This is a genomic window from Pseudomonas sp. 18.1.10, assembly GCF_024655625.1.
In the GTDB taxonomy this organism is placed as follows: domain Bacteria; phylum Pseudomonadota; class Gammaproteobacteria; order Pseudomonadales; family Pseudomonadaceae; genus Aquipseudomonas.
On the sequence record NZ_JANLGL010000145.1, the window covers coordinates 1 to 15,354 of the forward strand.

Below are 15,354 nucleotides of genomic sequence, written 5' to 3' on the forward strand. Positions count from 1 at the left end.
ATCAGAAACAGATGTGCTTGCTGACACACCGCCTTCGCGAGCAAGCCCGCTCCCACAGTTTTGACCGAGTTCCGCCAGTTGAAACCATAAAAATGTAGCCTGAGGAGATCCCCATGAACGCTGCCCTCGACGTTCTGCAGTCCACCCATCAGCACATCAATCGCGACCGTTTGTGGCAGTCCTTGATGGACCTCGCCAAGCTCGGCGCCACACCCAAGGGCGGCGTGTGCCGCCTGGCCCTCACCGACCTCGACCGCCAGGCCCGCGACCTGTTCGTGCAGTGGTGCAAAGACGCCGGTTGTACCGTGACCATCGACGGCATCGGCAACATCTTCGCCCGTCGCCCGGGGCGCAACCCCGACCTGCCACCGGTGATGACCGGCAGCCATATCGACACCCAGCCCACCGGTGGCAAGTTCGACGGTTGCTTCGGTGTGCTCGCCGGCGTGGAAGTGCTGCGCACCCTCAACGACCTCAATGTGGAAACCGAAGCACCGCTGGAAGTGGTGGTGTGGACCAACGAAGAAGGCTCGCGCTTTCCACCCTGCATGATGGGTTCGGGGGTGTTTGCCGAGAAATTCAGCCTGGCGGATACCCTGGCCAAGGTCGACGCCGATGGCGTCTCGGTGGGCGATGCGTTGAACGCCATTGGCTACGCCGGTACACGGCCGGAAAGCGGGCACAAGGTCGGCGCGTATTTCGAAGCGCATATCGAACAGGGGCCGATTCTTGAAGATGAGAAAAAAACCATCGGCGTGGTACTGGGCGCGCTGGGCCAGAAGTGGTTCGACCTGAAACTGCGGGGCGTCGAAGCCCACGCGGGGCCGACGCCGATGCACCTGCGCAAGGATGCCTTGGTCGGTGCCGCAGCCGTTGTTGCAGCGGTGAACGCGGCGGCGTTGGGGCACCAGCCCCATGCGTGCGGCACGGTGGGTTGCCTGCAAGCCTATCCGGGTTCGCGCAATGTGATCCCCGGCGAAGTGCGCATGACCCTGGATTTTCGTCACCTGGAGCCGGCGCGATTGGATTCGATGATTGCCCAGGTGCGCAAGGTGATCGACGAGACCTGCGCCAAGCATGGCTTGAGCTTTGAGATGGCGCCGACGGCGGACTTCCCGCCGCTGTATTTCGACAAAGGTTGTGTGGACGCCGTGCGCGATGCGGCCAATGGCTTGGGCCTGTCAAACATGGACATTGTCAGCGGGGCAGGGCACGACGCGATCTTCGTGGCGGAGTTGGGGCCGGCGGGGATGATTTTTGTGCCCTGTGAAGGGGGCATCAGCCATAACGAAATCGAGAACGCTGCACCGGATGACCTGGCGGCGGGCTGTGCGGTGTTGTTGCGGGCGATGGTTGCGGCCTCCGCCGCGATAGCGGGGCGCCAGATGGCCGCCTGACGCGGTTTTTTATCACTCACGGATGCGCCAACTGGCGCGTCCGCACAAACACACACAGACCGGCGCCTAGCGCCGGTTTTTGCGTCTTGCGCCCCCGCAAAAACATCGCGTGCTTGCTCTGGTACAGATTTTGGAAAAAACCACCATACAGATGGCCGGGCGTTCAACTGTGCACTAAATAAGTGGATTTTCTGGATCTTAATTAAGTGCCGAGTAGCGTTAACAATAGCTTATTCGTTGAGTTGCGTTGGGCTCGTCTTAATGCAAGTGCCGGAAAGTCTATTCGTCCAGTGGTATGTGTCCGGGGTTTAATCATGACTATCTATGCGTGGCTATCGTTCATTCTGATTACGATGGTGCAGGCCGGTTCGCCAGGGCCGTCAACTGTGTTCCTGGTGAATAACTCCATCAAGTATGGGCCGTTGAAAGCGATTGGTGTATTGACCGGGGATGTATTTGCCATCTTGATTATGGGCTTGATCTCGTCATTGGGTATTGCCACTTTTTTTGCAGAACATCCGTCGATGTTTAATGCCTTGAAACTGGCCGGTGCCGCGTATCTTGTTTACTTGGGGGTTGGCGCATTCAAGAAAAGCCGCGCGATCATGAGTGCTACAAATGCGGATACACCCGTTGTCAGGGCACCCGCTTTGACGCGCCAGTGGGCCCAGTCCTTTTTGATCGGTATCAGTAACCCAAAGGCGCTGGTGTACTTTACAGCGTTGCTACCGCAGTTCGAAAAGAGTGGCACGCCCGACCTTCAGTTCTTTGCGTTTCTGGTGATTATCAGCGCGCTGATAAAGTTTTCGATTCTTTCCTGTTACGCCGTGGTGGCCACCAGGATCGCGTCGAAGTTGACGTCGCCCTCCGCCAGTAGAATCGGTTCCAAAGTAGTCGCTGTATTCTTCGTATTTTTTGGTGCGGCACTAGGGTTCTCTACCATCCATTGAAGGATAGCTATCTATGAAGTATGAAGGCTCTGCAGCCCGTTCATTGTCCACTGTGCAAAGCACCTCTGATCTGATTGAGCAGCAACTCAGGCACAGTGGTTATTGGGTGGGTAACTATTTCAACTACTTTGTGACGCTGGCCCATCGCTCTGATGACTGGAGAGCGTTCCTGCAGACGTGGGATAGCTTGCCACCGGATGAGTTCATGGCGGACGGCGGTAAATACCGTCGGCGGCGCTTTACCGAACTTCGCTACAGTGTGCTTAACGATGAAATCGCTATTCTTCCGCATCGGCCGTTCTTCCAGGATAAGTACACCAACACCTTGAATGGCGGCGTGGATCGGTACTTTGAACCGATCACCCCCTACATTGCGACGCACCCGTTTATAAAACGCATGATTCGCGATTATGTGGCGATTTTTACCCGCTATAAAGATGTGGCGGTGTGGCAGGTCTATTTGCACCAAGTGCGAATTACATCGTCGCGTGGCGTTGCCGGTTTCCCGACGCCGGAAGGCATACATAAGGACGGTGTTACCTTTTCCAGTTTGTTTTGCGTCAATCGCACGGACAATTGCACCGGTGCAGAAAATTCAATCTATGACAACGACAAGGCCTTGCTCGAAAGTTTCACCCTCAAGCGTTATGGCGACCTGGTGATTTTTGATGATTCCAAGGTGTATCACAGCGTCAGTCAAATGAACACGGCAGACGATGGCGTCGCATCGCGGGATATGTTGTTTCTGGAATTCACGGCGCAAGGGGCTGAGCATGTCGCGTCATAGCGGAATGGATATTGAAACTCGCGATTATTCACGGGAAGTGATTGAACGCATCAGTCAAAGTTGGTCATTTGACGCCGAAGTCATGCGCTTTAAAGGTATTACCAGCCTGGCGTTTGATATGCATGCGCCAGACTTTTTGGAGTCGATGGTGCCGTTCTCGTCATTCGACGCATGGCGCGCCCTGGAGCCCCAAGATAAAAACGACTTGCTCTCAGCCGGGTGGATTATCTATCAGAGCAACACCATTTTTATTGAGACCGATTTGGTCACGCCGGCCTGTATCGAAGTCATTCGTTCGCGGCAAGACAACAGTGTCGGCCCCGAGATGGCGCGCTCAATGGCCGAAGCCATGACCGACGAGGGCTACCACACGCTGCTGGCAGTGCTCACCTGTGATGAAGTGCGGGCCAACCGGCAACTGGCGTTGTTTCCTGCGGACTTTCACCTGGTGAATGTCATGAATGCCTATATCCATGGGCTGGACAGCGAATGGAAGCGGCGCATTGCGCGTATCGCCACGGCCTGCTGCACAGAGAACCACATCACCGATTACCTGGACCTGCTGGCGAATGCGACGTCGATCCAGCCGATGTTCCTCGCGGCGGTCAATGCCCATGCCAAGGATGAGTGGAGTCATGGCTCGCAGTTTGCGGTGTTGGCGCGCGATGTCTATTGGCAGCTCTCCAAAGACGGAAAACAGGTGTTCAAGGAAACCGTCGAGCTGGTCGCGAAGAATTTCTTCCGGGCCGATCTGAATGCCTGGATCACCGTGATCGATCAACTCGGACGGCCCTCACTCGATGGCGTGCGCGCGGCCGTGGTCGACAACGCGGTAGAGCTACAGCGCGGCGTCGAGTTTACGAATAACAATCGCGGCTTGATGAAGCTCTACGACAGCCTGGAATGGGAATGGACCAACGATGACCGCCAATAATTTTACGCTCGCCTGCGCAGGGCAGCGTGAGCCCATCGCCGGCGACGTTTTTTCGCTGGTCAATGCCTGTGAAAAACTCGGCCTGGTCCGCACCCGTTGCCGGCAGGGGCGGTGCGGCGCCTGCCAGGTGAAGTTTGTCTCCGGTGAGTACAGCGAGTGGGCACCTATGCTTGCGCTCACGGAAAAGGAAAGAGGGCACAACGCAATCTTGCCCTGTGTGCTGGTTCCGCTCTCGGACATTGAAGTTGAGGCTTGGTACCCATGAGCGAGACGATTTACGTAGATAACGAACACTTTCGGATTCGCAGCGCAAGACTCGAAGACGCGATCGCCATCCGCAAAATGGTGTTCAAAACTTTTGTGGAGTACGGCATCGCGGCAGACCCTGACGATGATGACCGCGACATCATGTGCTTTGGTGTACCCAAGGCGAATGTCGTGGAGCTGGTCACGGTGTTTGGCGATGTGCCCGTGGGGTCTGCGATCCTCACGGGCGGCGACGATGGCCGGGTGAAACTCACCAAGTACTACCTGGACAAGGACTATCGCGGTTTTGGTGCCGGTGTGGCGATGCTCCAGACGGCGGTGTCGACGGCACGGCAATTGGGGTTCAAGGAGATTTTCCTGAAAACCCGGGCACGCTACAAAGAGGCGGTGCAGTTGTACGAGTCAACCGGGTGGGTGAGGGGGCTGGACGAGCCAGGCCCGGGCCCGGAACGCGTCTACAGCATTCGTTTTTCTGCAAGCTGAGATCCATGCACTGAGGCAGGCAGGCCGTTACCGGCCTGTTTGTCATTGAGGCATCAGCGCAGCATGTTGGAAACGCTGAGGTCCATGACCCGTTTGCCGATCATCTTGATCGCTTCCTCCACCCGCTCATCGAGCGCGCCGCCGTAGTTGATGCGGATGCAGTTTTCATACTTGCCGGAGGAGGAGAATATTTTTCCGGTGGCAATTTGTATGTTGTGCAACATCAAGTAGTCGCTGAGCTCATAGGCCGACACCCCATCCGGCAGCTCCATCCACAGGAAATACCCGCCTTGGGGGCGGCTGATCCGAATGCTCGGGTTGAAGTACTTGGAGATCCAGCTGGTCATCAACTCCCGGTTGGCCTTGTAGTTGGCGCGCATGCGCCGTAGATGGATCTGGTACAGGCCCTTGCCCATGAACTCGGCAATCGCGCGTTGGTTGGCGGTGGCCGTGGCGCCGGAGCTGGTGTATTTGATATGCAGCACTTTGTCGTAGATTTTCCCCGGCACCACCCAGCCCACCCGCAGCCCGGGGGCGAGTGTTTTCGAGAAAGACCCACACAGGATGATCTTGCCCTCGGCGTCCAGGGACTTGATGGTTTTGGGGCGCGGGTACGGGTACGTCAGGTCGCCATAGGTGTCATCTTCGATGATAAAAAAGCCGAAGGTCCTGGACAGTGCCACCAGGGTTTCCTTGCGCTCATCCGGCATCACATAACCCAGCGGGTTGTTGCAGTTCGGGTTGACCAGCACCGCGCGGATCGGCCAGCGCTGCGCGATCAGCTCCAGTGATTCCAGGCAGATGCCCGTCAGCGGATGGGTGGGCACTTCAATGACTTTGATGCCGCAGACCTTGAGGGTCTGGATCGCCCCGTGAAAACTCGGCGACTCGACGACCACGATATCGCCCTGGCTGCAAATGGCCCGTATGGAGCACATCAGGGCCTCCTGGCAGCCGGTGGTGATGATGATTTCTTCGGGGTCGACCAGGCAGCCGGAATCGATAATCAAGCGACTGACTTGCGTCCTTAATTCCAGGTTGCCTTTGATGTTTTCATAATTGAGCCCGTCCTTTTGCCAGCGTTTGGCTTCGTGGCTCAGGCTTTTCATCAGGGGCTTCAAGGTCGGTGTGTCAACGTGGGGCATGCCTCTGCCCAGTTGCAGCACCCGTTCATCCGGGGTGCTGGTGGTCACCTTGTAGATTTCATCCCACTCCAATATATCGAGCGGGTTTTTTTCGATGGCGCGCATGGTCGGCAAGAGGTGCAGGTTCTGCCTGCGGGTGACGAAGTGGCCGGACTTCGGCGCGGGTGATGCCAGGCCTTCCTCTTCCAGCAGGCGATAGGCCTGTTGGACGGTGCCCAGGCTGACGCCGTGTTCTGCGCTCAAGATGCGCACAGAGGGAAGGCGTTGCCCCGCCTGGTACATGCCCATTTCAATTCTGCTCCGCAGTAAACGGGCCAACTCTGAATACTTTGCCACTGATCCCTCACCGCTAACCTGTCCTGTGCGTAGTGGCATAGTCCTCCACCGCCCCGGTGGGTGGCAAGGGCGGCGGCGGTGAGGGCGTTTGATGGGCATTGCACACAGGAACGCCGACCAACGGATGGAAGAACTGTCATTTCTCACAGTTGTGGGCATACGCAGATTCGTTTCTGCTTATCAGAGCCCGAGTTGCGGCGGGTTGATCTTCAACACAATGGAGAAATGACATGGGACAAATCGACAAAAAGCGGCCTGTTGCACCTGGCCAACCTGACCCCTCCTACGGCAATGCGGGTGTGGTGATACCGGACCCGAGTACCTCCGGGTTTGTTCGGGCACTCGTCGTGGACTCGCAGGAGCGGCAGGTATTTGTCCTTTGGGTGCTGGATCAGTTTTGGTTGTATCGCAACCGTAAAGATGGAACGCCGGACCTCGGATTCGGAGAAGGTGGTGTGGTCAAGGGCAGTTTTGTTGAAGGTGTGCCCTCACGCCCTTGTGATGTGTTGGTGAAGAGCAACGGCGATATTTTGCTCATAGGGGAAGTGATGAACGACCCTCAGAAGGGTGAAATAGCGGTCATCAGCTTCAAGTCCGATGGAAAACTGGACAGTGAATTCGGGACTCGCATTATTCAGGCGATTCCTGCGCAGGCGACTCACAGTCAGCAACCATTTGGTTGTTTGCAGCCAAATGGCAACATCTTGATTTCTGCCGGTTACTCAATATCTGATGGCGTTAACCCCGCTCGTGAATTTGGGTTGCTGATTAACTTGTTAGCAACGGGTGAGTTGAATCTGCAGTTTGGTGGAGGCACTGGGATTGTCCCTGTGCACTTTGAAGGCAAGGATACGACGTTGTCTCGAGTCGTTGCCCTGAATGATGGGGGGTGCGTGGTAGGCGGTACGCAGTCAGTGTCCCACGGACATCAGGTTGAGTCGCATGCTGCGTTGGCCCGTTATTCAGCGAGTGGTTCGCTTGTGACAGCCTTCGGGCACAAGGGGTACGCCGTTGTGGAGGTACTCAATTCCGGCCTTTATGACCTGGCTGTTTACGACGAGATTATATATTTAGTCGGTAGGGGCAACAGCAGCCAAGCAATGGTCGCTGTATACGATTCAGCGGGGCAGCCGTTGCAGTCCTTCAATGACGGGCGTCCTTATGTTGACGAAACCCCGTTTACTTCCTGGTTTGCAATCAAAGTGCAACAAGATGGGAGCGTGGTCGTGGCAGGCAGTGTGCTGTCGCCGCGTGGCGAGCAAATTTATGCGCGTCTTCTGCAGGACGGGCAGTTTGACAAAAAATTTGCCCATGAGGGGCGCGGGCACTTGGGACGTGGTTCATTTTTTCATCTTGCCCTTCAGCCGCAACTCAAGAGAATTGTATTAGCGGGCAACCAAGTGGACCCCGTGAATACCCCTGCTTTATACGGCATCAAGATGTAAGGAGTGCGGCGCAAGCTTGCTTGCGCGCGGTGGTCTGTCGGCAGATATCCGGCTGAACCACGGCGATTGCAAGCAAGCCCGCCACAGGCAGTCGGGGATCAGGCGCCAGGCTGCCAACCGCCGCCCAGCGCAGTCAGCAACCCTACACTGGCCTGCAACTGCCGCGTCTGCACCGCCTGCAAGGTGCGTTGCGCCTGCAAAGCGGCGGTCTGCGCCGTCACCACGTCCAGGTAACTCACGGCGCCCGCCTGATAGCTGTTCATCGCCAATGCCTGGGTGTGCTGCGCCGCATCCGCTGCCGCCTGTTCATCCTCGGCTTGCTGCTGCAAATCGCGCAGTTGGGTGAGGTTGTCCTCCACTTCACGCAGGGCTTTCAATACGTGGCTGCGGTACTGCGCCGCGGCTTCTTCGAATTCGGCCTTGGCCTGGCGTTCATTGGCGCTCAAGCGCCCGCCCTCGAAGATCGGCAGGTTGACCAGCGGCCCCAGCGCCCAATAGCGATTACTCGCCGACAGCAGGTTGCCGACGCCTTGCGTCTGCCCGCCGATCAACCCGGTCAGGCTGAAGTCCGGGTACCACGCTGCCTTGGCCACGCCGATGTTGGCGTTGGCGGCAAACACGCGCCGCTCCGCCGCCGCAATGTCCGGGCGACGTTGCAACAGGTGGCTCGGCAGCTGTGCAGGAATGCCCGGCAGCCCGAGCAGTTGCGCACTTGGCGCCAGGCTGAAGGTACTGGCCGCCACGCCCACCAGTTCGCCAATCGCGTGCTCGGTCAGGTTGCGCTGGCCCTGCACTTCATCCCGCTGCGCCTTGGCTTCGGCCAGTTGGTTTTGCGCGCGGGTCAGGTCCAGTTCCGAGGCGATCTGCCCCTCGTAGCGACTGCGCGTCAGTTGCAGTGCCTGGCGGAAATCCACCAGTGAACGCTGGAGAATCCGCGCCTGCGCATCCAGCCCGTTGAGCTGCACATACAAGCTCGCCAATTGTTGTTGCAAGCTCAGGCGCGCCGCCGCCAAGTCGTCGCCGGCCGCTTGCGCCTGGGCATCACCGGCCGCGACCTGGTTGCGGATCTTGCCCCACAGGTCCAGGTCGTAGCTCAGGGAAAACCCTGCGGTGTTGCTGTTGTAGACCGACGGCTGCGTGGTGCCGCGCAGGGGCCGTGAGTCCGATTGGCGTTGGCGCAGCGGTTGCGCACTGGCGTTGATTTGCGGGAACAACCCGGCATGCAGTTGGCTGGCGTACGCCTGGGACGCATCGAAGTGCGCCAGCGCCGCCGCCAGGTCCGGGTTGGCCTTGAGCAGTTGCTGTTGCAGTTCGCTCAGGCGCGGGTCGTGGTAGAGCGTCCACCATGCGGGTGCCAATTGATCGGACGGTTGCGCGCTGTGCCACGGGCCGTCGCTGGTCTGTTCGCGATAGCCGGCGGGCAGGTCCACCGATGGCACCTTGTAAGCGGGCGCCATTGAGCATCCTTGCAACGCCAGCAACATCAGGGCCGCGAGGGGTTTAAGCCTTGGGCGCATGGGCACCTCCCGAGGCGTCGGCCAGCTGCACCGGGTCACCTTCGCGCAGGGCGTCGGGCGGGTTGTCGATCACACGGTCGGCGGGCTTGAGGCCCTGGTCGATCACCAGGCGTTCGCCGAGGTCGAGGCCGATATGGATGCTCTGCAGGTGCACGTGGTTGTGCCCGTCGAGTACGGCGACTTGCGTGCCTTGCGCGCGGAAGATCAACGCGCTGGCGGGAATGCTCACGCCGTGGGTGTCGGCTGGAATCGGCAAGGTCGCTTCGGCGTAGTCACCGGGCAGCAACGCGCCGTTGGGGTTGTCGGCGACGAACTGCGCGAGCAGGGTGCCGGAGCGCCGGTCGATGGCGGTGGAGTCGCCGATCAGGCGGGCCTTGAAGTGTTCGCCGGGATGTTCGGGCACGGTCAGTTCGGCTTGCAGGCCCGGGTGGATGACCGCCGCGTAGTTTTGCGGCACCGGCACGTACAGGCGCAACTGGTGGGTGTCGGCGAGGTTGAACAGCTCCGGGTCGCTGTCGGTGTCGGCCTTTATCAACTGGCCGATATCGGTGTTGCGCGCCGTGATGGTGCCGGCGAACGGCGCGCGGATGGTCTTGTAGCCGGCCAGCGCGGACAACCGTGCGTAGTCGGCAGCGGCGGCTTCGGCGTTGGCTTTTGCGGCGGCGGCGTTGGAGGTTTTTTCATCGGCCTCCTGGCGGGACACCGAGTGGCTGGCCAACAGGTTTTGCCAGCGCGTTGCGGTGGTCGCGGCCAGGCGTGCGTTGGCCTGTTCCTGGATCAGCCGGGCGTGGGTTTGCGCCAATTGCTGGTCGAGGTCCGGGCTGTCGATTTCAGCGAGGATTTGCCCGGCCTTGACCTGGGTGCCGATGTCGGCTTTCCAGTCCTTCAGGTAGCCACTGACCCGTGCATGGATCGGCGCCTTGCTCCAGGCTTCCAGGTGCGCGGGCAAGCGCAGGGTATCGCCGGCGGCGTTCTGTTGCGGTTGGAACACCAGCACCTGCGGGATGGCGGCGGTCTCGGTCCAGGCGGTGACGGATTGTTCATGCAAGGTGCGGGCATGCAGGCCGTTGGCGACCAGCAGGGCGGCCAGGGTCAGGCCGCCGACACCCAGGAGCATCAGACGCTTGCGCGAGGGGTTGTGATCAGACGACATGTGGGGTTTCTCCGGCAACTGCGCGAGTAGGGTGACGGCCGTGGACCAGGCTGAAGACCACGGGGACAAACAACAGGGTAGCGACGGTGGCGAAGATCAGGCCACCGATCACCGCCCGGCCGAGGGGGGCGTTTTGTTCCTCGGAAAGGGCCAGCGGCAACATGCCGATAATCATTGCCAGGGCGGTCATGCACACCGGGCGGAAGCGCGTGTAGCCGGCCTCCATCGCCGCCTTGAGCGCATCACCATGTTCGGCCAGGCGCTCACGGCAGAAGCTCACCACCAGGATCGAGTTGGCGGTGGCCACGCCCATGCACAGGATCGCGCCCGTCAGCGCCGGTACTGACAACGAAGTGCCGCTGAGGAACAGCATCCACACGATGCCCGCGAGTGCGGCCGGCAGTGCGGTGATGATGACGAACGGGTCGGCCCACGACTGGAAGTTGACCACGATCAGCAGGTAGATCAGCACCACGGCGCCGAGCAGGCCCAGGCTCAAACCACTGAAGGCTTCATGCAACGCGTCGATCTGCCCATGCAGGCTGATGGTCGCGCCTTTGGGGCGCAGCGCGGCGGTGTCATCCAGCACCTTTTGCACGTCGCGGGCCACGCCGCCGAGGTCACGGCCTTGCACATTGGCGTACAGGTCCAGGGTCGGCTCGATGTTGTAGTGGGTCACCACCGCTGGGCTTTGCACCCGGGAAATACTCGCCACGCCGCCGAGGATCTGCGACTGGCCGTCGGCGCCGGTGACCGGCAAGGCTTCCAGCGACGGCAGGCTGTCGAGACGGTATTGCGGTGTGGCGGCGACGATGGAGTACGACACGCCGTTCGCCGGGTTCAGCCAGAAGGTCGGCGCCGTCTGCGAGCTGCCGGCCAGGGACGCGACCATGCTGTTGGTCACGTCGCGTTCGGTGATGCCCAGGCCGTTGGCGCGCAGGCGGTCGACGTTGACTTGCAGCGACGGATAGCCGGTGGACTGCTGGATACGCAGGTCGGCGATGCCGGGGACGTGTTGCAGGCGGCGTTCCAGTTCCACGGCATAGGCGCGGTTTTCGGCATCGTTGCGCCCGGAAATTTTCACGTCCAGCGGGGCCGGGGCGCCGAAGTTGAGGATCTGACTGCTGATATCGGCGGGCAGGAACGCGAAGTGACTGCCGGGGAAACTGTGCGGCAGCGCCTCACGCAGCTTTTTCACGTAGTCGGCGGTGGGTGCGTGGTCCTGTTTCAGGGTGACCTGGATGTCGCCATCCTGCGGGCCAATGGTGCCGCTGCTGCTGTAGGCCATGTCGATGCCGCTGAGGGGAATGCCAATGTTGTCGACGATGGTGTCGAGTTCAGCGCTGGGGATCACTTCACGGATGCGCGCTTCGATGCGGTCGAAGGCGGCAGCGCTTTCTTCGATCCGCGTTCCCAGTGGCAAGCGCACATGAAGGGCCAGGGCGCCGGCGTCGGTGGCGGGGAAGAAGTCCTGGCCCAGGCTCGGCAGCAGCAGGAACGACGCCAGTACACAGGCGAGGAAGCCGATGATAAAGCGCTTGCGGTTGCCCAGCGCCAACAGCAGCAGGCCGTGGTAGGTGTCGCGGATAGTCGAGAAGTGACGCTCGAAACCCTGCTGGAAATTCAGCACCGCTTGCAGCGCGGCATGCCTCGGTTTGGCGTGTTGCTCACCCTCGTGGTGGTTGATGAACGCATCTTCCGGGTGATGCCCCGCGCCTTGCTCCGGCGTATGCGGCTTGAGCAGGAACATCGCCAGCGTCGGCACCAACGTACGCGAGAGGATGAACGAACTGGCCATGGCAAAGATCACCGCCAGCGCCATGGGGCGGAACAGGTAGCCGGCGATGCCTTGCAGCATGAACATCGGCACGAACACGATGCAGATGCACAGCAGCGAGACGAACGCGGGGCCGACAATTTGCGCGGCGCCGTCGAGGATGGCGGTCTTGACCGACTTGCCTTGTTCCAGGTGCCAGTTGATGTTTTCGATGGTCACGGTGGCGTCGTCCACCAGAATCCCCACCGCCAACGCCAGCCCGCCGAGGGTCATGACGTTGAGGGTTTGCCCGCTGACGGCGAGCAGCGCGATGGCCGACAACACGGCCAGGGGAATCGACGCGGCGATGATGAGCGTCGAGCGCCAGCTGCCAAGGAACAGCAGGATCATCGCACTGGTGAGCAGGGCGGCGATGATGCCTTCCTGGGCCACGCTGCCCACCGATTGCTTGACGAACACCGAGGCGTCGCCCAGCAGCGAGGTCTTCAAGGACGGCGGCAGGGTCTCGTCGATGCGTGGCAGCATCTGGCGGATGCCGTCGATGATCGACAGGGTGGAGATGCTGCCGTTTTTCAGCGCCGGCATCAGCACGGCGCGGTGGCCGTCGACGCGCACGATGTTGGTTTGCGGCGGCGAGCCGTCACGCACGTGGGCCACTTGGCCGATGGTGATTAGCGCGCCATCCACGGTCTTGATCGGCAGGTCGTTGAGCTCGTCAATCGCCTTGGGGCTGTTGTTGAGCAGGATCGTGTATTCGTTGGGGCCGAGTTTGGCGGTGCCCACCGGGATGATCTGGTTTTGCAGGGCCAGGGCGGTGCCCACGTCCTGGGCCGACAAGCCTTTGGCGGCGAGCGCCTGGGGGTCGAGGTCAAGGGTGATCTGGCGTTGCTTGCCGCCCATGGGCGTGGGCATGGCCAGGCCGGGCAGGGCGCTTAACGGCAGGCGGATATTGTTCTGCACCAGGTCGCGAATCTTAGCTTCCGACAGGCTCGGGCTGGAGAACGCCAGTTGCAGGATCGGCACCGTGGAGGCGCTGTAGTTGAGGATCAGCGGCGGCGTGATGCCCGGCGGCATTTGCTTGAGCACGGTTTGTGACACGGCCGTCACTTGGGCGTTGGCGGTGCGGATGTCGACGCCGGGCTGGAAGAAGATCTTGACGATGCCCATGCCGGGCAGCGATTGCGATTCGATATGTTCGATGTCGTTGACGGTGGTGCTCAGGGAGCGTTCGTAGGTGTAGATCACCCGCCCGGCCATGGCATCCGGCGACAGGCCGTTGTACTGCCAGACCACGGCGACCACGGGGATGCCAATATCGGGGAAGACATCCGTGGGAGTTCGCAGGGCCGCCATCGGCCCGATGATGCAGATGAATATAGCCAACACGATAAACGTGTACGGCTTGTGCAGTGCGGTCTTTACCAGCCCGAGCATGCGTGAACCTCCATTGGAGCAGGATTGCAAACCCCGGCAGTCTTGCCCGACCCACCTAACACGCACCTTTCAGCCAGGTGAAGGAACATTTAGGTAGCGGTTGAAGATCGTTTCATGTGTATTCATTTGTTCTAAACAGGGTCGCTCTCCAAGCTTGTGCCCCATCGGACGCATCGTCCTTTTTTTGGAGCCCTGCCATGTCACTGAAACCTTTGTTGTTGATTCCCGCCCTTGGCGCCGTGCTGTTGTTGTCGGCGTGCGCCGGCCCGATCCCCAAGGCGGACCCGAGCGAGGCGTGGATTGGTTTGAAGGAAGAGGCGCCGAATGACCTGATGGCCGAGCGCCTGGATGGCAAGCGCGTGGATGACGGGCGCTTTTTTGAAGTGCCGCCGGGGGCTCATCGATTGGACGTGACGCTGTTCGAAGAGGAACCCGGCGACGACAATCAGCAGGACTGCCAGGGGCGGGTCGAGTACAAGGATTTCAAGGCGGGTGAGCACTACACCCTGGTGGAGTCCAGCCTCGGTACCACCGTGCGCGCATCCCTGATGGATGCGCACGGCAAGGAAGTCGCGGCGACCCAGGACTTCAACTGCATGCCTGGCTAGGCGTGATGCACAGCGGCCTTGAGGGGCTTGGCCGGTTTGGCGACGTGGGGGTGATGGTGCCGGCGCGTGATGCGCAACACCCCCCACAACATGGCGCCGGCTACCGCCAGCCAACCGCAGACCAACAGGAAAATCGTTGTTGCAAGGCTCATACGGGCCTCCTTTCGCCCCGATGGGGCATACACAGTCTTTTCAATGGACAGTCTAGCTACCTGACGGTTGCCTGCTATTGACCAATGGTCGAGTCTGTCCAACTTCTTTGCTCTATCCCGGGCGCTTTACTGACGCTTGAGGCTATACCCGCGTGGCCCGGCGCCCTATGATCGGGACCCTTACCGGCAGTTGATGAAGAGAGTAAAAAATTGCGGTTACGGTCGAACGTGAAAACATCCGTGTTGCTGGCCTGCGCCCTCGGGCTTGCGGCGTGTTCCGGCAGCCCCTCGAAACTGCCGGGCCTGCCGGAGCGTGTCGAGCTCAATGGCGTGCCGACCTTTCGCAGCGAGGCCTATCAAAGCGGCCCTGCGGCATTGGCCAGCATGCTGTCGCAACAAGGCATTGTCATGACACCGGGCTTGTTGGATAAGCCACTGCGCTTGCCGGGTGGCGAGGCCGACCTTGAGCGCAACATGCAGGTGCTGGCGCGTGAGTACGGGTTGATGGTGTATCCGCTGGATAGCCAACTGACGGCGGTGCTGGCCCAGGTTGCGGCCGGTTACCCGGTGATGGCGCGGGTTGGCGGCAGCCTGTGGTCGGACGCACGGTACGTGGTCGTGGTGGGCTTCAATCAGCAGAAAAGCACGGTGTTGCTGCGCTCCGGGATGGACCGGCGCCTGTTGATGAGCTTCAGCGAGTTTGAATCGAAGTGGAAGAGCGCCGGGAGTTGGGCGATCCTCACCCAGCGGCCAAGCCAGTTGCCGGCGAAGGTGGATGCGCGGCGCTGGCGTGAGGCGGCGAATGCCACGGCCCAGGCCGGGCAGGAGCGGGCGGCGGCGCAGGCGCTTAAGGTGTTGGCGGAAACCAAGTAACAGGCATTGCCCGAGATCTCATAGGGGAGTGGGCTTTGTGTGGGAGCGGGCTTGCTCGCGAATGCGGTGTGTCAGTTACAGGTATTACAACTGCTG

14 protein-coding genes are annotated in these 15,354 nt (G+C 60.4%); 9 read left to right on the forward strand and 5 right to left on the reverse strand.

What is annotated here, in order from left to right:
* Positions 1-113: 113 nt before the first annotated feature.
* The 6 genes from NUV89_RS21060 to NUV89_RS21085 all read left to right on the forward strand — a co-directional run bounded on the left by NUV89_RS21060 (position 114) and on the right by NUV89_RS21085 (position 4,818).
* A complete protein-coding gene (locus NUV89_RS21060) occupies positions 114-1,397 on the forward strand; it encodes a Zn-dependent hydrolase (RefSeq protein ID WP_257782815.1) in 1,284 nt (427 codons plus the stop codon).
* 314 nt (positions 1,398-1,711) lie between these two features.
* Positions 1,712-2,347 carry a LysE family translocator gene (locus tag NUV89_RS21065; RefSeq protein WP_257782816.1) on the forward strand — a complete coding sequence of 212 codons (636 nt, stop codon included), beginning with the start codon at positions 1,712-1,714 and terminating at the stop codon, positions 2,345-2,347.
* A 13-nt stretch (positions 2,348-2,360) separates the two neighbouring features.
* Positions 2,361-3,134 carry a 2OG-Fe dioxygenase family protein gene (locus NUV89_RS21070; RefSeq protein ID WP_257782817.1) on the forward strand — a complete coding sequence of 258 codons (774 nt, stop codon included), beginning with the start codon at positions 2,361-2,363 and terminating at the stop codon, positions 3,132-3,134.
* The gene (locus tag NUV89_RS21075; protein WP_257782818.1) at positions 3,121-4,068 is read left to right on the forward strand and encodes a diiron oxygenase; all 948 of its coding nucleotides are present in this window, start codon (positions 3,121-3,123) and stop codon (positions 4,066-4,068) included. The genes NUV89_RS21070 and NUV89_RS21075 overlap by 14 nt, the downstream gene beginning before the upstream one ends.
* Complete coding sequence (locus NUV89_RS21080) at positions 4,055-4,333, forward strand: 2Fe-2S iron-sulfur cluster binding domain-containing protein (protein WP_257782819.1); 279 nt, start codon at positions 4,055-4,057, stop codon at positions 4,331-4,333. The genes NUV89_RS21075 and NUV89_RS21080 overlap by 14 nt, the downstream gene beginning before the upstream one ends.
* Entirely contained in the window at positions 4,330-4,818 is a 489-nt protein-coding gene (locus NUV89_RS21085; protein WP_257782820.1) for a GNAT family N-acetyltransferase, read from the forward strand. Before NUV89_RS21080 ends, NUV89_RS21085 begins: the two co-directional genes overlap by 4 nt.
* A 53-nt stretch (positions 4,819-4,871) precedes the next feature.
* On the opposite strand, the gene NUV89_RS21090 is transcribed toward NUV89_RS21085, so the two are convergent.
* A complete protein-coding gene (locus NUV89_RS21090; RefSeq protein ID WP_374684533.1) occupies positions 4,872-6,299 on the reverse strand; it encodes a PLP-dependent aminotransferase family protein in 1,428 nt (475 codons plus the stop codon).
* 230 nt (positions 6,300-6,529) lie between these two features.
* On the opposite strand from NUV89_RS21090, the gene NUV89_RS21095 reads away from it, so the two are divergent.
* Positions 6,530-7,744: a hypothetical protein gene (locus tag NUV89_RS21095; protein WP_257782822.1), complete on the forward strand. Its 1,215-nt coding sequence runs from the start codon at positions 6,530-6,532 to the stop codon at positions 7,742-7,744.
* A gap of 98 nt (positions 7,745-7,842) precedes the next feature.
* Here NUV89_RS21095 and NUV89_RS21100 read toward each other — a convergent pair whose 3' ends face one another.
* Genes NUV89_RS21100 through NUV89_RS21110 form a run of 3 tightly spaced genes read right to left on the reverse strand, consistent with a single transcriptional unit; the run spans position 7,843 to position 13,625 of the window.
* Complete coding sequence (locus NUV89_RS21100; RefSeq protein WP_257782823.1) at positions 7,843-9,261, reverse strand: efflux transporter outer membrane subunit; 1,419 nt, start codon at positions 9,259-9,261, stop codon at positions 7,843-7,845.
* Positions 9,245-10,414, reverse strand: a complete 1,170-nt coding sequence (locus NUV89_RS21105) for an efflux RND transporter periplasmic adaptor subunit (protein WP_257782824.1) — start codon at positions 10,412-10,414, stop codon at positions 9,245-9,247. Before NUV89_RS21105 ends, NUV89_RS21100 begins: the two co-directional genes overlap by 17 nt.
* Positions 10,404-13,625, reverse strand: coding sequence for an efflux RND transporter permease subunit (locus NUV89_RS21110; protein WP_257782825.1), 3,222 nt, complete (start codon positions 13,623-13,625; stop codon positions 10,404-10,406). The genes NUV89_RS21105 and NUV89_RS21110 overlap by 11 nt, the downstream gene beginning before the upstream one ends.
* Before the next feature lie 197 nt (positions 13,626-13,822).
* Here NUV89_RS21110 and NUV89_RS21115 point away from each other — a divergent pair, with 197 nt between their 5' ends.
* Complete coding sequence (locus NUV89_RS21115) at positions 13,823-14,233, forward strand: hypothetical protein (protein ID WP_207043362.1); 411 nt, start codon at positions 13,823-13,825, stop codon at positions 14,231-14,233.
* Here NUV89_RS21115 and NUV89_RS21120 read toward each other — a convergent pair.
* Entirely contained in the window at positions 14,230-14,385 is a 156-nt protein-coding gene (locus NUV89_RS21120; protein ID WP_257782826.1) for a hypothetical protein, read from the reverse strand. The two genes, NUV89_RS21115 and NUV89_RS21120, sit on opposite strands and share 4 nt — an antisense overlap.
* Positions 14,386-14,595: 210 nt before the next feature.
* On the opposite strand from NUV89_RS21120, the gene NUV89_RS21125 reads away from it, so the two are divergent.
* Positions 14,596-15,258 carry a peptidase C39 family protein gene (locus tag NUV89_RS21125; protein ID WP_257782827.1) on the forward strand — a complete coding sequence of 221 codons (663 nt, stop codon included), beginning with the start codon at positions 14,596-14,598 and terminating at the stop codon, positions 15,256-15,258.
* Positions 15,259-15,354 lie beyond the last annotated feature (96 nt).